The sequence below is a fragment of the Acidimicrobiia bacterium genome, from assembly GCA_040880805.1.
Taxonomy (GTDB): domain Bacteria; phylum Actinomycetota; class Acidimicrobiia; order IMCC26256; family DASPTH01; genus DASPTH01.
In genome coordinates, this window is the sequence record JBBDHW010000003.1 from 1 (window position 1) to 21804 (window position 21804).

General features: G+C 68.1%; 24 protein-coding genes and 1 pseudogene. 7 read left to right on the forward strand and 18 right to left on the reverse strand.

The window, feature by feature from the left end; translation table 11 throughout:
- The first annotated feature begins 183 nt into the window (after window positions 1-183).
- Window positions 184-486, forward strand: a complete 303-nt coding sequence (locus WD271_00555; protein ID MEX1006318.1) for a helix-turn-helix transcriptional regulator — start codon at window positions 184-186, stop codon at window positions 484-486.
- A complete protein-coding gene (locus tag WD271_00560) occupies window positions 429-818 on the forward strand; it encodes a hypothetical protein (protein MEX1006319.1) in 390 nt (129 codons plus the stop codon). Before WD271_00555 ends, WD271_00560 begins: the two co-directional genes overlap by 58 nt.
- A gap of 271 nt (window positions 819-1089) precedes the next feature.
- On the opposite strand, the gene WD271_00565 is transcribed toward WD271_00560, so the two are convergent.
- From WD271_00565 to WD271_00580, 4 genes and pseudogenes are all read right to left on the reverse strand, one after another.
- The gene (locus WD271_00565; GenBank protein ID MEX1006320.1) at window positions 1090-3963 is read right to left on the reverse strand and encodes a vitamin B12-dependent ribonucleotide reductase; all 2874 of its coding nucleotides are present in this window, start codon (window positions 3961-3963) and stop codon (window positions 1090-1092) included.
- 450 nt (window positions 3964-4413) lie between these two features.
- Window positions 4414-4773: pseudogene (locus tag WD271_00570) on the reverse strand (vitamin B12-dependent ribonucleotide reductase).
- Between the two features lie 156 nt (window positions 4774-4929).
- A complete protein-coding gene (gene nrdR, locus WD271_00575) occupies window positions 4930-5403 on the reverse strand; it encodes a transcriptional regulator NrdR (GenBank protein MEX1006321.1) in 474 nt (157 codons plus the stop codon).
- 183 nt (window positions 5404-5586) lie between these two features.
- Window positions 5587-5946 carry a hypothetical protein gene (locus WD271_00580; GenBank protein MEX1006322.1) on the reverse strand — a complete coding sequence of 120 codons (360 nt, stop codon included), beginning with the start codon at window positions 5944-5946 and terminating at the stop codon, window positions 5587-5589.
- A 205-nt stretch (window positions 5947-6151) separates the two neighbouring features.
- Between WD271_00580 and lexA the strand changes: the two genes are divergently transcribed.
- Window positions 6152-6778 (forward strand): transcriptional repressor LexA, encoded by a 627-nt coding sequence (gene lexA / locus WD271_00585; GenBank protein ID MEX1006323.1) that lies wholly within the window; start codon window positions 6152-6154, stop codon window positions 6776-6778.
- 28 nt (window positions 6779-6806) lie between these two features.
- Complete coding sequence (locus WD271_00590; GenBank protein MEX1006324.1) at window positions 6807-7178, forward strand: VOC family protein; 372 nt, start codon at window positions 6807-6809, stop codon at window positions 7176-7178.
- On the opposite strand, the gene dapE is transcribed toward WD271_00590, so the two are convergent.
- The 9 genes from dapE to WD271_00635 are packed head-to-tail and all read right to left on the reverse strand — an operon-like array spanning window position 7179 to window position 15360.
- Window positions 7179-8279, reverse strand: coding sequence for a succinyl-diaminopimelate desuccinylase (gene dapE, locus WD271_00595; GenBank protein MEX1006325.1), 1101 nt, complete (start codon window positions 8277-8279; stop codon window positions 7179-7181).
- A complete protein-coding gene (locus tag WD271_00600; GenBank protein MEX1006326.1) occupies window positions 8276-9103 on the reverse strand; it encodes a 2,3,4,5-tetrahydropyridine-2,6-dicarboxylate N-succinyltransferase in 828 nt (275 codons plus the stop codon). The genes dapE and WD271_00600 overlap by 4 nt, the downstream gene beginning before the upstream one ends.
- Before the next feature lie 14 nt (window positions 9104-9117).
- The gene (gene dapC / locus WD271_00605; GenBank protein ID MEX1006327.1) at window positions 9118-10263 is read right to left on the reverse strand and encodes a succinyldiaminopimelate transaminase; all 1146 of its coding nucleotides are present in this window, start codon (window positions 10261-10263) and stop codon (window positions 9118-9120) included.
- Window positions 10260-11582, reverse strand: coding sequence for a GTPase HflX (hflX, locus tag WD271_00610; protein ID MEX1006328.1), 1323 nt, complete (start codon window positions 11580-11582; stop codon window positions 10260-10262). The genes dapC and hflX overlap by 4 nt, the downstream gene beginning before the upstream one ends.
- Entirely contained in the window at window positions 11579-12343 is a 765-nt protein-coding gene (dapF, locus tag WD271_00615) for a diaminopimelate epimerase (GenBank protein ID MEX1006329.1), read from the reverse strand. The genes hflX and dapF overlap by 4 nt, the downstream gene beginning before the upstream one ends.
- On the reverse strand, window positions 12340-13260 hold the full coding sequence (miaA, locus tag WD271_00620; protein ID MEX1006330.1) for a tRNA (adenosine(37)-N6)-dimethylallyltransferase MiaA: 921 nt from the start codon (window positions 13258-13260) through the stop codon (window positions 12340-12342). The genes dapF and miaA overlap by 4 nt, the downstream gene beginning before the upstream one ends.
- Window positions 13257-14648, reverse strand: coding sequence for a tRNA (N6-isopentenyl adenosine(37)-C2)-methylthiotransferase MiaB (miaB, locus tag WD271_00625; GenBank protein ID MEX1006331.1), 1392 nt, complete (start codon window positions 14646-14648; stop codon window positions 13257-13259). The genes miaA and miaB overlap by 4 nt, the downstream gene beginning before the upstream one ends.
- A 51-nt stretch (window positions 14649-14699) precedes the next feature.
- A complete protein-coding gene (locus tag WD271_00630) occupies window positions 14700-15113 on the reverse strand; it encodes a PIN domain-containing protein (protein MEX1006332.1) in 414 nt (137 codons plus the stop codon).
- Window positions 15106-15360, reverse strand: a complete 255-nt coding sequence (locus WD271_00635; GenBank protein MEX1006333.1) for a type II toxin-antitoxin system prevent-host-death family antitoxin — start codon at window positions 15358-15360, stop codon at window positions 15106-15108. The genes WD271_00630 and WD271_00635 overlap by 8 nt, the downstream gene beginning before the upstream one ends.
- A 67-nt stretch (window positions 15361-15427) precedes the next feature.
- Between WD271_00635 and WD271_00640 the strand changes: the two genes are divergently transcribed.
- Window positions 15428-16150 carry a sulfite exporter TauE/SafE family protein gene (locus WD271_00640; GenBank protein MEX1006334.1) on the forward strand — a complete coding sequence of 241 codons (723 nt, stop codon included), beginning with the start codon at window positions 15428-15430 and terminating at the stop codon, window positions 16148-16150.
- Window positions 16151-16220: 70 nt separating this feature from the next.
- Here WD271_00640 and recA read toward each other — a convergent pair whose 3' ends face one another.
- A complete protein-coding gene (recA, locus tag WD271_00645; GenBank protein ID MEX1006335.1) occupies window positions 16221-18584 on the reverse strand; it encodes an intein-containing recombinase RecA in 2364 nt (787 codons plus the stop codon).
- 207 nt (window positions 18585-18791) lie between these two features.
- Between recA and WD271_00650 the strand changes: the two genes are divergently transcribed.
- Together WD271_00650 and WD271_00655 are read left to right on the forward strand one after the other, a co-directional pair.
- Window positions 18792-19508: a GNAT family N-acetyltransferase gene (locus tag WD271_00650; GenBank protein MEX1006336.1), complete on the forward strand. Its 717-nt coding sequence runs from the start codon at window positions 18792-18794 to the stop codon at window positions 19506-19508.
- Complete coding sequence (locus WD271_00655; GenBank protein ID MEX1006337.1) at window positions 19505-20257, forward strand: tyrosine-protein phosphatase; 753 nt, start codon at window positions 19505-19507, stop codon at window positions 20255-20257. Before WD271_00650 ends, WD271_00655 begins: the two co-directional genes overlap by 4 nt.
- Before the next feature lie 10 nt (window positions 20258-20267).
- On the opposite strand, the gene WD271_00660 is transcribed toward WD271_00655, so the two are convergent.
- From WD271_00660 to thpR, 4 genes are all read right to left on the reverse strand, one after another.
- Window positions 20268-20492, reverse strand: coding sequence for a hypothetical protein (locus WD271_00660; GenBank protein MEX1006338.1), 225 nt, complete (start codon window positions 20490-20492; stop codon window positions 20268-20270).
- A 65-nt stretch (window positions 20493-20557) separates the two neighbouring features.
- Window positions 20558-20947 (reverse strand): type II toxin-antitoxin system VapC family toxin, encoded by a 390-nt coding sequence (locus WD271_00665; protein ID MEX1006339.1) that lies wholly within the window; start codon window positions 20945-20947, stop codon window positions 20558-20560.
- Window positions 20944-21198: a type II toxin-antitoxin system prevent-host-death family antitoxin gene (locus WD271_00670; GenBank protein ID MEX1006340.1), complete on the reverse strand. Its 255-nt coding sequence runs from the start codon at window positions 21196-21198 to the stop codon at window positions 20944-20946. The genes WD271_00665 and WD271_00670 overlap by 4 nt, the downstream gene beginning before the upstream one ends.
- A 28-nt stretch (window positions 21199-21226) precedes the next feature.
- A complete protein-coding gene (gene thpR / locus WD271_00675; GenBank protein ID MEX1006341.1) occupies window positions 21227-21796 on the reverse strand; it encodes an RNA 2',3'-cyclic phosphodiesterase in 570 nt (189 codons plus the stop codon).
- Between the last annotated feature and the right edge of the window lie 8 nt (window positions 21797-21804).

The following is a 21804-nucleotide window of genomic DNA, read 5'->3' on the forward strand; positions in this document are numbered from 1 at the left end:
TGCCCAGCACGCCAACGCCACCGAAGCTGGCCCACGCCCGCTCACTGGACGCGGACCCCCCTCCCACCGGCCGCGCGAACAAACCCGAGGTGAGCCCTAACACCAAGCGAAGATCGCCAGACAACGCGACACCAAGACATCCCCGAGAACGACGAGGCGAAGCTCCAAGGGTAAGGGACGACGATGACCGCGAAGAAATGGGAGAAGAAGGTCCTCGACGAACCGGGGGCCGCCAAGCGTGTTGCAGCGATCGAGGATGAGCTGCGGCTCGCCGCGGGGCTCACGGCGCTGCGCGAGCAGGCGGGCCTCTCCCAGCGCGAACTCGCGAAGCGCATCGGTGTGTCTCAGCCTCGCATCACTGCGATCGAGCAGTCCCAGCAAGCGGTCTCAAGGGTCTCGGACGGATTTCCGAGCGCGCGTTCCCGCGGATGGGAGGCGTCCTCCACGAACACGCAACAAAGGCGGGCGTCGAGGCGACGGATGTGATCCACGCCGTTGAATGCACTGTGCAGGGTTTGTACCTTGCGATGCTCCTGGTGGGGTATGACTCCAACTTGCTCGCGCGCCCGCTCATCGTAAGTTCCGAGTCGGTCTGGGAACGGTGGCTTCCCCACGCTTACGTGGTCCCAGAACAAATCGTTGACCTGGTAAGCGAAGTCTGCGCGTTCGTCGAGTTCTGGAATCGAGCCTTCGTCGCGTGGGGCATGAAGAAGGCCGCGAAGGAACTCCCGAAGCGTCGATCAAAGATCAACTCGTCGCTCGGCGGCCTCGTCGGCGTCGGGGCCGCGCTCGCGATCGCAGAGCGCGAGGCCGAATGACGGATGCGGGCAGGGTTTCAGTTGCCCCGCGGGCGAGGCAAGGCACGATCAGTCCGCCAGAGCGCAGCACCGTCGCGCACAAAGTCGCCGAGCGGCCCGGGCCGCCGACGAGGATGCGCAAGTGAACCTCACGTACCTTCCCGACGGACGAGTCCACGTCGGTGCAGGCGCCGGTGTACTCAGGGTTCGTGTTGGAGGGGAAATTGAACCCCTACGGCCCGGAGAGCAGTAGGAGCGTGGACGCCCGGGCATGACGTCGAAGACGGGAAACTCACGAGCACCCGCTCGTCGCCCCACAACTCGGACACGCGTGGCAACTTCCCGCGCGCTGCATGATGTCGCCGCACACGTGGCAGATCACCACCTCGCTCGAACGCGGCGGCTGCCTCTCGATCGGCGCGGGCGGCACCGGGAGCGCGGCCGACGGCGCGCGATCTTCGAGCGGCAACATCTCGAGGCCGGGTTCGTCGACGATGATCGACTCCTCGACTCCCGGCAGCGTGGGCTGCATCCGCTCCCCCGTGGTGAGCACGCCGATCTCGGCGCGCTCTTCGTAGGGGAGGTACTCGATCGCGAGCTTGCGGAACAGGTAGTCGACGAGGCTCGTGGCGATCCGCAGGTCGGGGTCGTCGGTCATGCCCGCGGGCTCGAACCGGCGGTTGGTGAACGTGTCGATGAACGCACGCAGCGGCACGCCGTACTGGAGGCCGTGGCTCACCGCGATCGCAAAGGAGTCCATGATCCCCGCCAGCGTGGAGCCCTGCTTCGACACGTGGAGGAACAGCTCGCCCGGACGGCCGTCCTCGTACTCGGCCACCGTGGCGAAACCGCGGCAGTCGGCGACGCGGAACGAGAACGTCTTCGAGTTGCGCGTGCGCGGCAGCTTCTGACGCACGGGCTCCTGCACGATCACGTGCTCGACGATCCGCTCCACCGTGCCGGTGAGCTCGCCCGTCTCCGCGCCAGCCTTCTTCTGCGTGGACAGTGGTTGCCCGACCTTGCAGTTGTCGCGGTAGATCGCGACCGACTTGAGTCCGAGCTTCCACGCAGCGATGTGAAGGTCCTCGAGTTCCTCGACCGTGGTCTCCTCTGGAGTGTTCACGCTCTTTGATATCGAACCCGAAATCCATGGTTGCACCGCCGCCATCATCGTGACATGGCCCATGTACTGGATCGGGTTGTCGCCCATTGAGCACGCGAACACGGGCAAGTGCTCGGGGTTGAACGACGGCGCGCCGATGATCGTCTTGTGCTCGTCGATGTACGCGACGATCGCGTCGATCTGATCGTCGGAGTAGCCCATTCGTCGCAGCGCGCGAGGGATCGTCTGGTTGACGATGAACATCGTGCCGCCGCCGACGAGCTTCTTCGCCTTGGTGAGCGCGAGGTCGGGCTCGATACCCGTGGTATCACAATCAAGCGCCAAGGAAATTGTTCCGGTTGGTGCGATGACCGTGGCCTGTGAATTACGCACGCCGAAACGCTCGCCGAGTTCCACCGCTTCGTCCCACGCGCGCTGCGCAGCGCCGAGCAGATCAGGCGGCACCAGCTCTTCGTCGACCTTCGCGACCTCGGCGCGATGCATACGCAACACGTTGATCATCGGCTCCGCGTTCTCGGCAAAGCCGGCGAACGGACCCATGCGACCGGCGGTGCGCGCGCTGGTGGCGTACGCGTGCCCCGTCATGAGCGCGGTGATCGCGCTTGCCCATGCACGGCCATCATCGGAGTCGTAGGGCATCCCCTGAGCCATGAGGAGCGCGCCGAGGTTGGCGTACCCGAGGCCGAGCTGGCGGAACTTGCGGCTGTTGTCGGCGATCTTCTCGGTCGGGTAGTCGGCGTTCCCCACGAGGATCTCCTGCGCGGTGAACAAGACCTCGACCGTGTGCTTGAACGCCTCGACGTCGAACGTGTCGTCGTCGTCGGCGTCGAGGTACTTCAGCAGGTTGATGCTCGCGAGGTTGCACGCCGAGTTGTCGAGGTGCATGTACTCCGAGTTGTGCACGATGACCGAGTGCTCGATGAACTGCCCGTCGCTCGAGACGGCGAAGTTATGAGTTCCCTCTACCTCCAGGTCGAAGACCGGTTCCTCGTCGTCGAGCGTGACTGTGCCGATCGACGCGACTCGGTCGAGCGCGTCGCGCCCGGGGCCGTCGACCGCGCGAAGTTCGCTACCGACTGTCAGCGAGCGCGCCTCGACGTAGCTGCCGTCGCGAAGGAGGAAGGGGTGCTCCGGCGTGCACCGAAGGGCCACGCCTGCTTCGGTCCGCACGTCGACAAGGTGCGTCGTGCGACCAGCAACCCAGACATTGAGGATCCGCCGGAAGACGTGTCGACCGTTCGTCGCGTCGAACGCGCGTACCTCGGGGAGTTGCTCACCTGCGGCCGCCATTTTCTCGAGCAGCTCGAATCGGATCATGCCGCCGGCGGCGTCGACGAGCGTGTCGCCGACGAAGCAGCACGGGTTGCTCCCGTTGATGCGACCGGTGTTGGGAGCGGTGTGCCAGTGGTTGATCGTGGTGTCGAACTGCATGCCGGGATCGGCACACTCCCACGTGGCCTCGGAGATCTGACGCATCAACTCGCGCGCCTTGACCGTCTTGATCGTCTCGCCGGTGGTGATCGCGTTCAGGTGCCAGTCGCGATCCTCGAGCACGGCTTGCATGAACGCGTCGGTGACGCGCACCGAGTTGTTGGCGTTCTGGTATTGGATCGAGTAGCTGTCTTTGCCGTCGAGGTCCATGTCGAAGCCGGCATCGCGCAGCGCGCGTGCCTTGCGCTCCTCGAGTGCCTTGCACCAGATGAACTCTTCGACATCCGGATGGTCGGCGTTGAGAATGACCATCTTCGCTGCTCTGCGGGTTTTTCCGCCGGAACGTATTGTGCCGGCGGACGAATCGGCGCCGCGCATGAAGCTGACGGGACCGCTCGGCGTGCCTCCCCCCTGCAACAGTTCGCGTGAGGACCGGATCGACGAGAGGTTGATTCCTGCCCCGGAACCACCCTTGAAGATGATCCCTTCCTCGCGGTACCAGTTCAGGATGCCGTCCATCGTGTCTTCGACCGCGAGGATGAAGCAGTTGTGCACGCGCAGGTTGTTGCTCAGGTACTCGCCGCTTTCCGTTTGAATGTCGTAGACGTGCATCTCGCCCAGCGCTTCGATGCGCTCGATCTCGCAGTCGACGACCGCGCTGGTGAGCACGTGGCTGGAGCCCAGGCTCTCCACCTGATACCACTCCAACTGGTCGCCAGGACGGAGAGTGCCTGCCTCGACGAAGCCGTTGCCCTCGCCGCGACGGCCGCGCCAGACGAGGTGGTCGGCGGTGACGTCGAGCGTGAGCCCCGCCTTCGTGTGGGCGCGCAGGACTTCCTTGCGACCGTTCGCCTTGAGCGCGACGACCTTCGTGATGCCGTGCGCGTCGAAGACCTTGGTGCCGATCGCGCCGTCTTCCACGAGCTTGCCGATCGGCACAAGCCCGTCGACTGTGCTGACAAGCGCGCTGTATGGCTGGCACGCGCTCGATTGCTGGGGCACGCCCTTCACGCCGATGTTGAACCACACGGGCGAGTTGAACGCGGCGCGCTGGGTGAGGAGGATGAACTTCAGCTCGTTGCGGAACGCAGCGCCCTCGTGCTCGTCGACGAAGTAGCCGTCGCGCACACCCCACGCGGTGATCGTGTCGGCGATGCGGTCGATCACCTGCCGGACCGACGTCTCGCGCTCGGGTGTGCCGAGTGTGCCGCGGAAGTACTTCTGAGCGACGATGTTGGTGGCGTTCTGCGACCAGGTCGTGGGGAACTCGACGTCGGGCTGGAAGAACGCGTCGGTGCCGTCCTTGTAGTTCTGGATCCGGGCCTCGCGCCGCTCCCACTCGACCATGTCGTAGGGGTGCGTCCCGGGCCGCGTGAAGTAGCGGCCGATCCCGATCCCGATCTGCTCCGGCGCGATAGCCATCCCGGTCTCTCCCCTTCCGAATGGTGCGCGCACGAAACCACTAGATCTTGTGGTAGAGCGCGCTAGTGCCGCTAGATGGTGGTGCGAAGGACAACCATAGAACTACACCGATGTGATTGCAAGGGTTGTTTTGGGAGGCCCGGAAGCCGGGCTCCGCTACCGGCGACGAGCCTTCGGCGCGGTGCTCTTCTGGAGATCGACGACCTCGCGCTCGAAGTCGCCGAGGTCGTCGAAGCCCTTGTAGACGGACGCGAATCGCACGGCGGAGACCGGGTCGAGCTGGCGCAACCGCTCGAGCACCGTGCGGCCCACCCACTCGCTCGTGACCTCGTGACCACGGGCGCGCGCGGCCTCGTCGACCTCGGCTGCGAGTGCGTCGACCGCGGCCGCGTCGATCGAGCTCCCTGCGACGGCCCGTTCGATCCCAGCGCGCACCTTTTCGAGATCGAACGGCTCGCGCGTGCCCGAGCGCTTCAACACCATCACCGGGAGCTCGTCGATGCGCTCGTAGGTGGTGAAGCGACGGCCGCAGCCAAGGCACTCCCGCCTGCGCCGCACCGCCGAGCCGTCGTCGGCCGGTCGCGAGTCGATGACCTTGTCGTCGTCGGCTTCGCAGAACGGACAGCGCACGCGCGCCACGGTAGACCCGGCCCCTCCCCTCCCGCTTCCCCTCCCGCGGCCCCTTCGTGGGCCGCAGCCACGGCGGCCCGGCCCGCAACGCCGGGCCGCCGTGGGCGATCTCTGCCGGGAGCGCAACGGAGGGTCGCTCGCCGGAGGCCGCTCAACCGAGAGTGGAGCGACCCATACGGTTGGTTACCCGCCCCACTCGACGCGCTCACCCGGCGTGAGCGGCGCGCCGTGCCTCGCCTGCGCGAGGGCGTCGACGACCGGGCGGGGGTCCTCACCCGGCGCCAGGCGCTGCGCGACCGACCACAGCGAGTCGCCCGGGCGGACGACCGTGTGGACGAGAATGGCCGGGCGGCGCTCGGGAACTGCGAGGGTGGAGCCCCCGAGCGCGGCACCCGCCTGCGCCATCACGAGCACGAGCATCATCCCCAGCAGCACGGCGGTGATCCGCCGGCGCAGGTAGACGGCGCGTGTTGCCGGGCGGTGCGGGCGGGTCGTGGGTCCCGCCCGGTGCCCGGGAACTGCGGTGATCGTGACGGCGGCCATGTCTTGTGCTCCTGTTTCGGGTCTCTCGTTCGTGCCCGCTCTCCAGCTCTTGCTGCCTCGGGGAGCAAACCATGGGGGTGAGACAGTTATCCCGGAGCCTTCCCAACGAACGGACGTTCGGATCGTCGCACGAACGCCCGTTCGACGTCAAGGAATTTCCGAACAGATGTTTGCCCCGAACGCACGATCGTGCTACTGTGCCGACATGACCGATTTGACCCCCCGGCAGCGCCAGGTGCTCGAGTTCGTCGACTCCGAAGTCAGGCACCGCGGATACCCCCCGAGCGTCCGCGAGATCGGGGAGGCGGTCGGGCTCTCGTCGAGCTCCACCGTCCACGCGCACCTGGCCGCGCTGCAAGACAAGGGCTACCTCACCCGCGACCCCACCAAGCCCCGCGCGCTCGAGGTGCGCTTCGACGTCGAGTCCGGCGCGCAGGTCGAGCGCCGTCCGGTCCGCCACGTGCCCCTCGTGGGCGACGTCGCCGCCGGCACCGGCGTGCTCGCGCAGGAGAACGTCGAGGAAACGCTTCCCGTACCGGAAGACTTCACCGGCGACGGCCAGCTCTTCATGGTCCGGGTGCGCGGCGATTCCATGATCGACGCCGGCATCCTCGACCGCGACTACGTCGTGGTCCGCCAGCAGCCCACTGCCGACTCGGGCGACACCGTCGTCGCGGGCATCCCGGGCGAGGAGGCCACGGTGAAGACGTTTCTCCGGCGGCGCAACAAGATCGTGCTGCGGCCCGAGAACGCCGACCTCGACGAGATGATCTTCGAGCCGTCCGACGTCACCATCTACGGCAAGGTCGTCACGGTCCTCCGACGCCTGTGACGCTGCGATCGTGCTCCGCGCGCAGCCCATGGTCGTCCTCGACGACGTCGAGGCGGGGTCGCGTTGGTTCTGCGACGTCCTCGGCTTCACGTCCGGTCACGGTGGCCCCGAATACGAGATGCTCATGGACGGCGATGAGCTCGTCGCCCAACTCCACCTCTGGGACGTGCACGAGCACGGGCATCTCGGCGACAGGGCCGACCCCTCCCGGGGGAACGGTGTCCTCCTCTGGTTCGTCATCGACGACTTCGACGGCGTCGTCCACCGCGCAATGGCGGCGGGTGTCGATGTGCTCGAGGGACCCACGTTCAACAACGGCGCGGGCCAGCACGAGATCTGGCTCCGGGGCCCCGAGGGTTACGTCGTGGTTGTCGCGAGCATCCGCGTGACCTCGGGCTGATCAGGCGACGCCGACAAACGCAGCGAGGGTCGCGTAAGCACGCTCGATCGAGTCGCGCGTCACGAGTTCACCCGCGGTGTGCGCGATCTCCGGATCGCCCGGACCGAAGTTCACCGCCGGAATCCCCCGCGACGCGAAGCGAGCGACGTCGGTCCAGCCCAGCTTCGGCCGCACGAGGAGGCCCAAGCCGTCGACGAACTCCTCGACCAACGGGTTCGTGAGGTTCGGCAACGCGCCCGCCTGCGACTGGAGCACCTCCACCGAGTCGGCGCCCTCGAGCAGCACTCGCACCTGCTCCTCCGCGTCGTCCGCGGTGTAGCACGGCGCGAAGCGTCGCCCGACCACGAGCATGCACGAGTCGGGAACGACGTTGTGCTTGCCCGAGATGCCGCCTTCCACCCGCACGACCTGGAGTGACTCGCGGTACTCGAGCCCGTCGACGAGCACCGTGTCGGACTCGTGCGCCGCGAGCCGGCCGAGCACCTCGGCGGCGCGGTGGATCGCGTTGCGACCCATCCACGGCCGCGCGGTATGCGCGCGCTCGCCCTCGAAGCGAGCTTCGAACACGATCACGCCCTGGCAGCCTGCCTCCACCCACGCGTCGGTGGGCTCGAGCAGCACCGCGAAGTCGCCGGCGAGCAGATCGGGCTGTTCTTCGAAGATCCGGCGGAGGCCGTTGAACCGCTCGGCGACTTCCTCGCACTCGTAGAAGGCGAGCGTCACATCGTGGCGAGCGCGCTCGGGATCCGCGTGTAATTCCTCGGCGAGGCGGAGCAGCACCGCGAGGCCGCCCTTCATGTCTGCGGAACCCAGGCCGTGCAGGACGTCGCCGTCGACGCGCGGAACTTCGTTGCCGTTGGCCGGCACGGTGTCGAGGTGCCCGCCAAGCACGACCCGCCGCTCGCGTCCGAACTGGGTGCGGGCGATCACGCTGGCACCGACCGTGTCGATCGCGATCGACGGCGCGCGCGACCGCAGCCGGTCTTCTACGACCTTGGCGAGCTCGGATTCGTGGTGACTCTCGGACGGAACCGCGACGAGCGCGGCGGTGAGACCGAACAGGTCGGTCGCGTCGTGTTCCAACACAGAGCCGGTCGTCATGTGGCGATCCCGTGGTCGCGCAGGATGTCGTTGAGCTTGGCCTTGTCGTGCCGCTCACCCTCGTTCAAGCGGCGGATGATCAGCGCACACGCCAACGAGAACTCGCCACCGGCGAACTTCCGCGGCCGTCCCGCTTGCACGACGATCGACCACGGCGGCACCACACCCCTCGATACCTCCTCGCCGGTCTCGGCATCGATCACCGGGATACCGGGGTTGAGGATCACACCCTCGCCGAGCACGGAGCCGTCGCCGACACGCGCACCTTGCGTGACCATGCACCGGCTGCCGATCGTGCAGTCGTTACCGATGATGACGGGCGCGGCCTGCGGGGGCTCGAGCACGCCGCCGATGCCCACACCGCCCGAGAGGTGCACGCGCTCCCCGATCTGCGCACATGACCCGACCGTCGCCCACGTATCGACCATCGTGTCTGCTCCCACGCGCGCACCGATGTTGACATAGCTCGGCATCAGGATCACGCCCGGTGCGAGGTACGAGCCCCACCGCGCCGACGCCCCGGGAACGACGCGCACGTGCGCCTGCTCGTAGTGGCGCTTGAGGGGGATCTTGTCGGCGTACTCGAACGGGCCGAGCTCGATGGTCTCCATGCGGGCGAGCCGGAACAGCAGCAGCACCGCGTACTTCAGCCACTCGTTCACGACCACTTCGTCGTCGACCAGCTCCGCGACGCGCGCCTCACCCTGGTCGAGGAGGTCGATCGCATCGTGGACCGCGCGCTGCGCTTCGTCGGCAGGCATCACCGCTGCCAGATCGTCGCGCCCCTCCCAGAGCGCAGTGATGGTCTTGGCGAGGTCGTCCACAGTTGCCGGTCTCCTTACGCAGTGAGGCGCTCGCACGCGAGCGCGAGCTGGTCGTCGGTGACGGTGAGCGCGAGCCGCGCGTGGCCTGCTCCCGCGTCGCCGTAGAAGTTGCCGGGGGCGACGAGGAGCCCGGTCTTCGCGAGGTCGGCGGTGATCGCCCATCCGTCGCTCGGGCCCGATGCGGTGCGCAGCCACAGGTAGAAGGTGGACGGCCCACCGTCGTGCACGAGATCTCGCGCCTCGAGCGCGGGCAGCGCGACCGCGCGCCGTCCCGAGTAACGCGCTTGCTGCTCACGAACGTGGGCGTCGTCGGCCAGCGCGGCTGCTGCGGCGGCCTGCACCGGCGCGGGCGTCATCAACCCGCCGTGCTTGCGGATCTCACCGAGATAGGTGACGAGCTCGCCGTCGCCGGCGACGAACCCGGCCCTCAGGCCGGCCATGTTCGAACGCTTCGACAGGGAGTGAACCGCGAGCACACCGTCGAGACCCGCCGTGAGCGCGGTGACGGGACCCGCGGGCGCGCCGGCGTCGTCGTAGGTGAACTCGGCGTAGCACTCGTCGCTCGCGACGATGATCCCGCGCTCGCGCGCCCACGCGACCGATGCCGCGATCTCGGTGGGCGTGGCGGTGACACCGGTGGGGTTCGACGGGTCGTTCAGCCAGAGCACGAGTGCGCCCTCGGCATCATCGCTCGCGACGCGCGACAGATCGATGCGCCACTGGTCGTCGACCGGTACCGGCACCGCGCGCAAGCCGGCGAGCATGGCACCCATCTCGTAGGTGGGATACGACGCGGCCGGGTAGAGCACGACGTCGCGCGACGGATCGCGCAACGACAGCGCGCGTGGCAGCGATGCCACGAACTCCTTGGTGCCGATGCAGGCGACGACCTCGTCGGCGGTGACCGTGCACCCGAAGCGGCGCTCGATCCACTTGGCCGCGGCGTTGCGGTAGGCAACGCTGCCGGTGGTTGCCGGATAACCCGTGGCGCCCGCTACCGCGTCGACGAGCGCGCGCACGGCAACCTCGGGTATCGGGTCGACCGGCGTGCCCACCGAACAGTCGACCATGCCTCCCGGCACTGCGCTCGCGACGTCCCTCAGCTCGGCGAGGCGGTCGTGCGGATAGGGAGGCGGGACGAAACCCTGCGCGGGGCTCATCGCGCCCCATTGTCCACGACGAACTCCCGGAACCTCGCAAGATCGAGATGGGGCACGCGGGCGCGTAACCGCGTGCCGCCCTCGCCGTGCACTTCCACGAGCACTTCGCCTTCGCGGTGGAGCGCCGCGACGACGTCGCCTCGCTCGTAGGGCACCTCGAGCTCCACGATGGGCACCAGTGCGCGGAGGCGCGCCGCGATCGTGTCGAGCAGCGGTTCGACGCCGTCGCCGGTGGCTGCCGACACGGCGACCGCATCGCGATGTGCATTGAGCAGCTCCGCCACTCGTTGCGGGTCGGCGACATCGGTCTTGTTGACGACGAGCAGTTCGGGCACGGCGTCGGCGCCGATCTCGCGCAGCACGGTGTGCACCGCTTCGATCTGATCCTCCGCGTCGTACGACGAGCCGTCGACCACATGCACGAGCATGTCGGCGTCGACGACCTCTTCGAGCGTGGAACGGAATGCCTCGACGAGCTGGTGCGGGAGCCGCCGCACGAACCCGACCGTGTCGGAGAACAACACGATCTCGCCGCCCGGCAGCCGCAGGCGCCGCGTGGCGGGGTCGAGCGTGGAGAAGAGGCGGTCTTCGACTGGCACCTCGGCGCGGGTGAGCCGGTTCAGCACCGTGGACTTGCCCGCGTTCGTGTACCCGACGAGCGCCAGGGTGCTCAGCTCGCGCCGTTGCCGCGCCTTGCGCTGGGTCGCGCGCGTGCGGCCGAGCCGGTCGAGGTCCTTCTCGAGCCTGCGCACTCGCTCGAGGATGCGGCGGCGGTCGACTTCGAGCTGCGTCTCACCGGGGCCGCGCGTTCCCACGAGACCGCCCCGCGCGCCACCACCCCCGCGCTGTTGGCTGAGCTGGGTGCCGCGGCCCCGCAGACGCGGCAGCCGATAACGGAGCTGTGCGAGCTCCACCTGCACCATGCCCTCCTGGCTGTGCGCGTGCTGGGCGAAGATGTCGAGGATCAGCGCGACGCGGTCGACCACGTCGCAGGAAAACAGCTTCTCGAGGTTCCGCTGCTGCGCGGGTGTGAGCTCGTCGTCGAACACGACGAGGTCGATGTCGAGCGCCTCGGAGAGCTCGCGCAGCTCCTGCGCCTTACCCGAGCCGATGTACGTGGCAGGGTCGGGCCGGTCGCGGCGCTGGAGGACGATCTCGACGGGCTCCGCGCCCGCAGTGTCGACGAGCAGCGCGAGCTCCTCGAGCGACGCTTCGGCCGCTTCCGCATCGCGCATCCCGATGCCCGTACCGACGAGGAGTGCCTTCTGTTGGACGACACCGAGGTCGACCTCGGTTGCGGTGAGGCGCCGGCGGCTCACGCGAGATCCACCTCGACGTCGAACACGTGCACAACCGGGCCGCCGAGGCGGATCGTGTCGCCCAGCTCGACGGAGAGGTCGCCGCCCAACACCTTCACGGTGACGGTCTCGCCCACGACGCCGCGCCGGTGCGCGACCGCGGCCGCCGCGCACGCGCCGGTGCCGCACGACAATGTCTCGCCTACGCCACGCTCCCACACCCGCATCGAGAGCTCGTCGGGCGCGGTGACCTTCACGAACTCCACGTTCGTGCGGTTCGGAAAGCGCTCGTCGTGCTCGAGAAGCGGGCCGTCGGTGGTGACGAGCGCGCGCGCGACGTCGTCGACGAAGAGCACGAGATGGGGGTTGCCCACGTTCGCGGTGTCCCCCTCCTCGAAACTGGCGCCGAACGTGACGGGCCCCATGTCGACGGTCGCCGCCGTGACCTGACCGTTCGCGTCACATTCGACGTCGACCACGCGGCGACCGCCGTCGGTGTCGACCACGAGGCGCTTGCCGTCTCCGAGGCCCGCTTCGACGGCCACCCACGCCAGACACCGCATGCCGTTGCCGCTCATCTCCGCACGCCCCCCGTCGGCGTTGTACAGCACCATCGAACAATCGGCGCCGCGGCCACCCGGGAGCACGAGGATCAGGCCATCGGCGCCCACACCCCGATGTCGATCGCACAGGCGCGTCGCGAGATCTCCGGAGAGCGATCCGGCGTGCACGAGGAAATCGTTCCCGGTGGCGTGCAGCTTCGAGAGGCGGGCCGTGCTCATCGGCTCCACAATGCCAGCAGGGACGGCAGCGCATCGCAGGGATTCTCCCCGGCTTCCACCCACGTGATGCGAGGATCCCGCCGGAACCACCGCACCTGGCGGCGGGCGAAGCGCAACGTGTGCCGCACGGCTTCGTCGAGCGCGGCATCGAGCGACGGTTCGCTTCCCTCCAGGTAGGCGAGCACCTCCTTGTACCCGATCGCCTGCCGTGCACTGCGAGAGAGCGCGCCGTGTGCTGCGAGCGCGCGCACCTCTTCGACGAGGCCGGCCTCGCGCATCGCTGCGAACCGCTGTTCGATGCGGCGCGCCAGCACGTCACTCGGCATCGACAAGCCCACGATCGACACGGAAAACACGGTGTCGCCGTACGACTGGATACCAGGACCGAACGACGAAAAGGGCTGACCGGTGATGCGCATCACCTCGAGCGCGCGCACGATCCGGCGCGCGTTGCCCGGCTCGATGCGCGCCGCCGCCACCGGATCGACTCGCTCCAACTCCGCGTAGGCGGACGTCAGCCCCTCCGGCGTCGAGACCTCCGCTTCGCATTCGGCGCGCACCGAGAGATCCTCGGGCGGGAAGCTCAGCGGATCGATGACGGCCTGCAGATAGAGACCTGTACCCCCGACGAGCAGAGCGTGCTTGCCGCGCGAGTCGATGTCGGCGACCGCGTCGCGCGCCGCGGCCTGGAAACGCGCGACCGACCAGTCCTCCGAGGGATCGGCGACGTCGATCAAGTGGTGCGGGACCGTGGCCCGCTCGCGCGCGGTTGGCTTGCCCGTCCCGATGTCGAGCCCGCGATACACCTGCATCGAGTCGACCGAGACGATCTCCACGTTGCCGAGCGCATGGGCAGCTGCGAGCGCGAGGTCGGACTTGCCGGAGGCGGTGGGGCCGACGAGTGCGAGGTGCGTCACGCAGGCGCCGCGGTGACGGGGATACGAACGCGTCGGTCGATCAGATCGCCGCGGAGCCAGTGCGATGCGGCGGAGGTGATCCGGATCCCGCAGGTCACGCCGGCGCGTTGGCCCACATCCGGCTCGAAGTGGACGAGCTTGTTCTGCCGCGTGCGACCGGACCACACCGCCGGGTCTTTCTTCGATGGCCCCTCGACCATTACCTGCTCGGTGCGCCCGACGCGCGCTTCGTGCTTCACCAGTGCGTGGCGCTCGACAACGTCGACCAACCTCTGCATGCGTTCCTGCGCGACGTCCGACGGCACGAAGTCGTCGGTTAAATCCGCAGCGGGCGTACCAGGACGCGGGGAGAACACGAAGGTGTACGCGGCGTCGTACGCAGCGGCGTCGACCACCTCGAGCGTGCGCTCGAAGTCGGCGTCGGTCTCGCCCGGAAAGCCGACGATGAGATCGGTGGTGACGGCGAGATCAGGGATCGCGTCGCGCGCGGCCGCCAGCCGCTTCAAGTAGCGCTCCGCGGTGTAGCCCCGGTGCATCCGCGCCAACGTGCGATCGCTCCCCGCCTGGAGCGGAAGATGCAGGTGCTCGCACACCGCCGTGCATTCGGCCATCGCCGCGATCGTCTCAGGGCGCAGGTCCTTCGGATGCGGCGACGTGAAGCGGATGCGATCGAGGCCGTCGACCGGGTCGAGCGCGCGCAGCAGGTCGGCGAACTGCGGCCGGTACTGGCCGGCACCGAGGTCGCGGCCGTACGAGTTGACGTTCTGGCCGAGCAGCGTGATCTCGCGCACGCCGTCGGCCGCGAGCTCTTCGACCTCACGAACGATTTCGCCCATGCGGCGGCTGACCTCCGCGCCCCGCACGATCGGCACGATGCAGAAGGTGCACGAGTTGTCGCACCCGAGCTGGATCGTGACCCACGCCGAGTACGGGTTGTCACGCCGCGCGGGCAACGCCGACGGGTACGCCTCGTGCTCCTCGAGGATCTCGACGATCGGCCCAAGCTGTGTGCGCGCGCGTTCCAACAGGCGGGCGGCGTGCGCCAGGTTGTGCGTGCCGAACACCACGTCGACGTGCGCGGCCCGCTCCACGATGAGCTCGCGGTCCTTCTGGGCGAGGCACCCGCCAACCGCGATCTGGAGATCGGGATTGGCCGCCTTCAGCGACTTGAGCCGGCCGAGGTGCCCGTAGAGCTTGTTGTCGGCGTTCTCCCGGATACAGCAGGTGTTGAGGACGACCACGTCGGCCGCGTCGAGGTCGTCGGTGGGTTCCATGCCGTCGGCCACGAGGAGGCCCGCGATGCGTTCCGAGTCGTGCTCGTTCATCTGACACCCGTAGGTGCGCACGTAGAAGCGGCGCGGGATGCCGGCCGAGTCGGGCGGGGCCACGGCCGATCAGTGTACGGGCGGCACCATCGCAGACGTTATCCACGACGTGAGCTACACGACGATGACCTCAACGAGACCGTCGAGGTCCCGGAAGTCCTCGCCGTTGCGTGTGTAGAGAGGAAGTTCGGCTGCAAGAGCGGTTGCTGCGATGAGCAAGTCGACTGCTCGCGCTCCTCGCGCCTTGCGGCTGGCGGCGAACAAGGAGGCGAAGATCCGGCCGTAGGCGCGTGCCGCATCGCCGTCGAAGGACAGGGGGTCGAAGGCAGCCTCCGCCCGCTGGAGCCGATCCTGTCTCCGGCCCCGCTCGTCGGGATCGCCTGTGGCGTGTGGACCCGCCGCAAGCTCCGCCAAGGTGATTGCGCTCACCGCGACTTCGATCGGAAGCTGGGATGCATCGAGCTCATCGAGGTCGATGATCACCGACGTGTCGAGGATGCCACGCTGCGGCCGTCCGTCGTCAGCCACGAGGGGTCGGATCCTGGCCGGCGGCAGCGTCGAGGTCTGCCCGGAACCGCCGGTAGTCGACGGCCGGTGCCGTCCGGAACAGCGCGATCGCCGTCTCGGCTGCGACGAAGCGATGGCGGCGCAATGGGGTGAGCTCGCCGACAGGGACGCCGTTGCGGGTGACGATGAACGTCTCGCCATCGTCGAGTTCGCGCATGATCTTGCCGCTGTCGTTGCGCAGCTCGCGTTGCGTGATCTCCCGACTCATGGGCGCAGCGTAGCACGTCGTGCTACGGCATGGCCCAACCGGCGCCTGGGGTGTCTAGCCTGCGTCGGTGCACGTGGGCGCGGGCGAGTTCGTGGTCGCCGCACTGGTGGTGCTGTGCGGCTCCCTCGTTCAGGGCACCATCGGCTTCGGGCTGAACCTCCTCGCCGCGCCGTTCGTCGCGCTCGTGCTCCCCGAGGCCCTGCCCGTGACGCTCGTGCTCGTCGCGTGGCCGGTCGGAGCCGTGACGGCGGTGCGGGAGCACCACGCACTCGACCGCCGGACGCTGCCATGGCTCCTGCTCGGAGCGGTGCCGGGAACCCTCGCCGGATTGGCGATCGTGACCCGGGCAAGTACCGACCAGCTCGCGATCATCGTGGGCGCGGTGACGTTGCTCGGGGTCGTGTTGAGCGTGGTGACGCCGCCGATCCATGTTGGCCCGGGCTCCGCCGGGATCGCTGGGTTCGTGTCGAACGTGACGGGAACCGCCGCCGCCGTCGGTGGCCCTCCCGTGGCGCTGCTGTACCAGCATCATGGCGGGCCCACTGTGCGTGCGACGCTCGGCGTGTTCTTCGCCGTGAGCGCCACGCTCTCGGTCGCGGGGTACGCGCTGACGGGTGAGATCACCGAGGACCGCGTGCTGCTCGCACTCGCCCTGCTCCCTGCGATGGCCGCCGGGATCTGGACGAGCAAGCACTTCCACGGCCTCGTCGACCGGCGCTGGCTGCGACCCACCGTGTTGACGCTGTGCGCCATCGCGGGAACCGCGGCCATCCTGCGCGGCGCGCTGTAACAACTCCCGCGACTCCGCCCCGGAAGCGACGGGAGCATCACTCCCGCCGCGCCACCGGGGGTTCTCCGCGTCAGCCCTCGATCTCGAGTGACTCTTTGTCGCCTGTGATGTCGATCTCGCCATCGCCCTCGTTACCGGTAACGTCGATTTCGGCGTCGCCAGTCGCAGGGTCGATGCCGACTTCCTTGCGAACCTTCTCACTGATCTCGACCATCATGTCGAGGTTCTCGGCAAGGAACTGCTTCGCGTTCTCGCGCCCCTGGCCGAGTTGCTCGCCTTCGTAGGTGAACCACGCGCCCGACTTCTTCACGATGCCGAGGTCGACGCCGACATCGAGCAGCGAGCCCTCACGGCTGATGCCCTTGCCGTACATGATGTCGAACTCCGCCTGTTTGAATGGGCTGGCGCAATTCTGGACGACGACACCGTCGGCGACGAACGTGTGGTCTTCGTCGACCTCGATGTCGTACACCTCGCAACGCTGCGGCTCGGTGATCGCTGCGATACGCGCGTAGTGCAGGTCCTCGTCGAGCACTCCGCGGAGGAAATCGCTGTCGAGCGCATCGGCAAGCCGGTCGAGCCGGTCGCGCCGGAGCCTGCGCACACCGAGCACTTGCGGAAGGCCGCCTTGCGGATCGCCGGCAAGATCACCGACGAGCTGCGCGGCGATCGCTGCGGTGACACCACGACCGCGCAGGTAGGCGAGTACTGGCTCGGAGGCAGACTCCGGAAGGTAGTTGGTCTGCGAGCCGCGGTGTTTGGCCAGTTCGGAATCGGCGAGCGCCTCGACGAGCTTCTGCCCACGCGGGCCCCACATCGGCAGCGCCTCCGAGAAGCGCGCCACGTTGTCGATCCCGCTCACCCGGACTTCCCAGCACGGGAGCTTGCCTTGCACGCGGCGCCCCTTGACGATGCTCGGGCGTTGGGTCGACGGGTCGTAGACCTTCACCGCGCTCCAGATGCCGAAGCGGAGGAGCAGCCAGTGGATCTGATGCGCGAGCTGCTCAGACGTGGTTGTGAAACCGCAGCGGACGCCCCCTGTCTGCTCACGGCTGACGTAGCCATCGCTCTCCAAGAGCCCGAAGAGCATGTTCCCGACCACTTCGGCCGACACGTCGGCTACGAAGAATGGTGCGGGAATCCGCTTGGTCGGTGCGAGGTGCCCGTGGATACCTGCCCATCGAGTGAGTGCGAGCACACCATTCTGCTCACCGAGGCGATGCGAGATGCTTGCCTCGATCCCGCGGGTGCGGGTCTTGCATCCCAGAGACTCTGCGATCTCCGCGACGTCCTGGTGCAGTGACGGCTGCGTGTTGATGAACGCGATCGGCGTCTTGCCGCCCACATACCCGTCGCCGATGAGGTATCCAAGCAACCGTGCGTGCGCGGGAGGCACGGGTTCGACGTCGCCGAAGCTGCCGGCTCGCCGCGGTCGCGCGACGCGGTCACCAACCGCGAGCTCGGCCGCCTCGCGCCATCCGCGGTCGGTGAGGATCTTGTGATCGGGCGTGACGCGCAACACCGTGCCGTCGCGGAGTTGCAGACCGATCACTTCCTGCTCGCCTTGGACGAACCGATCCACGATCGGGCGGACGTGCAGCTTCCCGGCCTTGTCGGCGGCCACCACCGAGCCGCCCACATCGTCGTGGACGATGTCTTCGATGAGATGAGTGAGGCCTGTTGTCGGGTCGAACACCTTCGTGCCGGCGGCGACACACTTGTTCTTCACGACCTTCACGCGAGTGCGGTTGCCGGTGACTTCCGCGCCGTCCTTGATCGACTCGATGCGGCGGATGTCGAGCCGCACCGACGAGTAGAACTTCAGCGCGCGGCCGCCCGGGGTCGTCTCAGGTGAGCCGAAGACGATTCCTATTTTTTCTCGCAACTGGTTGATGAAGATGCAGATCGTGCGCGAGCGGTTGAGGTTGCCGGTGAGCTTGCGGAGCGCCTGACTCATCAGCCGGGCCTGGAGACCCATGTGCGAGTCGCCCATCTCGCCTTCGATCTCGGCGCGGGGCACGAGCGCGGCGACCGAGTCGATGACGATCACGTCGAGCGCGCCCGAGCGGATGAGCATGTCGGCGATCTCGAGCGCCTGCTCACCGGTGTCGGGCTGCGAGATGTAGAGGTCGTCGACGTTCACGCCGATGGCCGCGGCGTACACCGGGTCCATCGCGTGCTCGGCATCGATGTACGCGCAGATGCCGCCGTTGCGCTGCGCTTCGGCGACCACGTGCATGGCGAGCGTGGACTTGCCCGACGACTCGGGTCCGAAGATCTCGACCACGCGGCCGCGAGGGAGGCCGCCGATGCCGAGGGCGATGTCGAGCGCGAGCGCGCCGGTGGGGATGGCGGCCACGCCCACATGGCCCCGCTCCCCCAACCGCATGATGGCGCCCTTGCCGTAGTTCTTCTCGATCTGGCCGAGCGCCATCTCGAGGGCCTGGTCTCGTTCCACGGTAGAACCCTCCTGATATCTGAAAGCCCTGGTATCTGAAGCCTGGGATCTGAGCGGATCTGCTGCGGGGAAGCCGTCGAGGAGGAAGGTACGACGGGGGTATGACACTTACGCGGAAACTACACCTGTGCAACTTAGCCGAACACCCGTTCGGGGGCAAGCACCCATGCCTAGAGTCTCGCTGTGGCCCGGAGCCGGACCGACCAGACAGTCGTCTGGGGCATCGCGAGCGGCCTGTTGTTCCTCGTTGCGGCGACCCTCTTTGCCGCCGCGCTCACGGTGGACGACGACGCCTCGTGGATCTGTGCCGGCCTCGCTTCACTCCTCGGTCTGCTCGCTGTTGTGTCCTTCTCCCTCGCTCTCGCCGTGCACTTCGAGCTCTGGCCCTACCCACCAGAGCCCGACCGGCAGACCACTCCTCGCAGCGGCTCGGTGCAGCTGACCCGCCGGCCCGCCGACGCATCCGACACGGAGTTCGCCCGGGACGCGCATCACCGCGCCTACCGAGACGTCGTCGAGCGCCAGTTCGGGAGCTGGAACCGGGAGGAGCAAGACGGGTTCTTCGACCGCAACTGGGCAGGTGGCGGGGTCGAGGTGCTGCTGTGCGACGACACCCCGTGCGGTTACGTCGCCGTCGAGCAGCGAACGGACGACCTCTACGTCCGTGAGCTCGTGATCCTCCCGGAGTTCCAGAATCGAGGGATCGGCTCGGCAGTCCTCGCAGAGACACTCGACCTCGCGAACAGCCGGGACGCCCCGGTGCACCTGCAAGTGCTCCGCGAGAACCGCGCGCGGTTGCTCTACGAGCGGCTGGGCTTCACGGAAACCGGCCGCACCTCCACGCACGTTCTCCTCGAGCGCGGCACCCGCCGACCGGAACCTACGGTCACGCCACCATGACACTCCGGCGAGTCGCGTTCGAAGGGCCGATCAACTTCCGCGACCTCGGCGGCTACCCCGTGGAGGGCGGAGGGCACGTGCGGTGGGGCCGTCTCTACCGCAGCGACTCGCTCCACACGATCACGCCCGACGACGTGCCTATGCTGCGCGAGCTCGGTGTTCGTACCGCCATCGACTTCCGCTCCAGCGACGAGATCGACCGCCTCGGCATCGGGCCGCTCGGCGAGGTCTCCGTCCGTCACGTGCACTGCCCCACGTTCGACGGCGCGCGCACAGAGGAACCCCCGATGTTCGAGGGAAAGACGGCCGCGGAGTTCTACGCGCTCATGATGGACCGCGGCGCCGGCGCGTACGTGGCCGCGCTCGAATCGCTGACCGAGCCGGGCGCGCTCCCCTCGGTGTTCTTCTGCGTCGCCGGAAAGGACCGCACCGGATGCTTCGCGGCGCTCGTGCTCGGTCTCCTGGGCGTCTCGAACGACGACATCGTGCTGGACTATGCGCTCACGCAGGAAATCGTGCCGATCCTCACCGCGCGCCGTCTCGAGCGCGACGGGCCTGAGGTCGACGCCGAGCGCTGGAAGCACATCCCGCCGGACTTGCGCGAAGCGCGAGTCCACGTGATGGAAGAGCTCGTCGGAATCATGCACGAACGCTGGGGAAGCTGGGAGGGATACGCCGGCGCCGCGGGAATCGGCACCGAAGTAGTGGCGCGCCTCCGCGAGGAACTTCTTGGAGGCGGCGCTCAGTAAACAGGGGTCTTCATTCGGTACTGAAGCGTTCCCAGGCTGCCTGCCGCGTGATACCGAGCGCGTCACCGATCTCTGCCCACGTGCATCGTTGTTGGCGTGCCATCGCGACGATTTCCGGTACCGCCGCCTGGACGCTCTGAGTCGACTTCCTAATGCCGCGCAGCGCGCCGAGGGGGTCGCGGTCGGCGTTCTCGATGCTGAGATTCATCCTGACGTGCGTGCGTTTCTTCGCCATGCTGCTCTTCTCTGTCTGTTCCTCAGCGTCAAGCCAACCTTACAACTGTCAAGCTAACTTGTCAATCAGACGCGGATCACGTCGAGGCCGGGAACGCCGTCGTAGTCGGCGTCCCGGGAGACGACGGGCATCTCGTACGTGAGCGCAGTCGCCGCGATCCACGAGTCGTTCATCGGCATGCGACGGCCCGCGTCGCGCAATGCAAGTCGCAAGACGGCCCACACTGACGCGACGTCGCGGTCGACCGGCAGCGGCTCGAGCACCTCTGCGAGCGTCAGGGTGTCGAGTCGCCGCGCACGCGTCGGGCCGTCGGCAGCCGCGAGCACGCCGAGGCGGAGTTCGCCGATCGTCACGACGGACACGCTGATCTGCTCCGGCGGGTCACCACTCAGCGGACGCTCCAACTCGAGCGCGATGAAGAGCGAGGTGTCGGCGAGGGCGAGTGATGCCCTCACCGGATCGGTGCATCGTCGGTGGTGTCGGGAAGCAACTCGCGCAGCTCGTCGGCGAGCGCGGCGTCGGCGCGACCGCGTTCCAGAGCGGCCCGGAACGCGTCCCAGCGCATCGACCGGGGGCGCATCGGCAGCGGAACGAGATCGGCGACCGGGCGTCCCTGCACGGTGACCCGGAGGCGCTCGCCCGACTCGACCCTCCGGAGCACGGCGCTCACGTCGTTGCGCAGCTCGCGGGCCGGGATCTCGTCCATTTGCCGAGTGTCGGGTGTAGCAGAACTGCTACACCGCTCCGCCGAGCGGGAAGCTCGCCACCTCGCGGTAGACGGCGCCGTCCCAGCGAGTATCGCTCTCCATCAGCAGCACCTCGGAGACGTCCCAGAGCGGACCGACCGGGCCGTCGCCCAGCGAGTGCACGAGGTTCGCCAACGGCCGCGCCCGATGCGAGCGCGCGATCGTGAGGTGTGGGCTGAAGTCGCGCTGCTCCGGCTCGTAGCCGAGCGGCTCGGTCGCGCGCTGCACCGCGTCGGCCAGCCGCGCGAGCTCGGGCTCACCCTCGTCGAGCCCGATCCACACCACCGCGGCGCGCGACGTCGACGGGAACGCTCCCGCGCCACCCAGCGCGAGCGTCACGGGGGGCATGCCGTGGAGCCCCCAGCGCAGGGCATCGGTGAGCTCGTCGGCGTCGTCGATAGATCCGAGGAACTGGAGGGTGAGGTGCCACTGCCCCGCGTGCGTCCAGTTCAGACGAGGCGGTCCGACCGGGCGGACGGGCGCGACCGCACGCTCCACCGCGTCGAGCACCTCGGGCGGCGGCACGACCGCGACGAAGGCGCGCCGCAAAGTGGTCACGTCGACCC

What these genes read in the sequence shown, in the direction of transcription:
- recA (MEX1006335.1), bottom strand. Translation starts at nt 18,584, where the DNA reads ATGGCGCTCGGCCAGATCGAGAAGAACTACGGCAAGGGCGCCATCATG.
- lexA (MEX1006323.1), top strand. Translation starts at nt 6,152, where the DNA reads ATGACCGATTTGACCCCCCGGCAGCGCCAGGTGCTCGAGTTCGTCGAC.
- WD271_00670 (MEX1006340.1), bottom strand. Translation starts at nt 21,198, where the DNA reads ATGGACGAGATCCCGGCCCGCGAGCTGCGCAACGACGTGAGCGCCGTG.
- dapE (MEX1006325.1), bottom strand. Translation starts at nt 8,279, where the DNA reads ATGACGACCGGCTCTGTGTTGGAACACGACGCGACCGACCTGTTCGGT.
- dapF (MEX1006329.1), bottom strand. Translation starts at nt 12,343, where the DNA reads ATGAGCACGGCCCGCCTCTCGAAGCTGCACGCCACCGGGAACGATTTC.
- WD271_00565 (MEX1006320.1), bottom strand. Translation starts at nt 3,963, where the DNA reads ATGCACGTCTACGACATTCAAACGGAAAGCGGCGAGTACCTGAGCAAC.
- dapC (MEX1006327.1), bottom strand. Translation starts at nt 10,263, where the DNA reads ATGAGCCCCGCGCAGGGTTTCGTCCCGCCTCCCTATCCGCACGACCGC.
- WD271_00580 (MEX1006322.1), bottom strand. Translation starts at nt 5,946, where the DNA reads ATGGCCGCCGTCACGATCACCGCAGTTCCCGGGCACCGGGCGGGACCC.
- WD271_00660 (MEX1006338.1), bottom strand. Translation starts at nt 20,492, where the DNA reads ATGGCGAAGAAACGCACGCACGTCAGGATGAATCTCAGCATCGAGAAC.
- WD271_00590 (MEX1006324.1), top strand. Translation starts at nt 6,807, where the DNA reads ATGGTCGTCCTCGACGACGTCGAGGCGGGGTCGCGTTGGTTCTGCGAC.
- WD271_00655 (MEX1006337.1), top strand. Translation starts at nt 19,505, where the DNA reads ATGACACTCCGGCGAGTCGCGTTCGAAGGGCCGATCAACTTCCGCGAC.
- WD271_00555 (MEX1006318.1), top strand. Translation starts at nt 184, where the DNA reads ATGACCGCGAAGAAATGGGAGAAGAAGGTCCTCGACGAACCGGGGGCC.
- WD271_00560 (MEX1006319.1), top strand. Translation starts at nt 429, where the DNA reads ATGGGAGGCGTCCTCCACGAACACGCAACAAAGGCGGGCGTCGAGGCG.
- WD271_00635 (MEX1006333.1), bottom strand. Translation starts at nt 15,360, where the DNA reads ATGAGTCGGGAGATCACGCAACGCGAGCTGCGCAACGACAGCGGCAAG.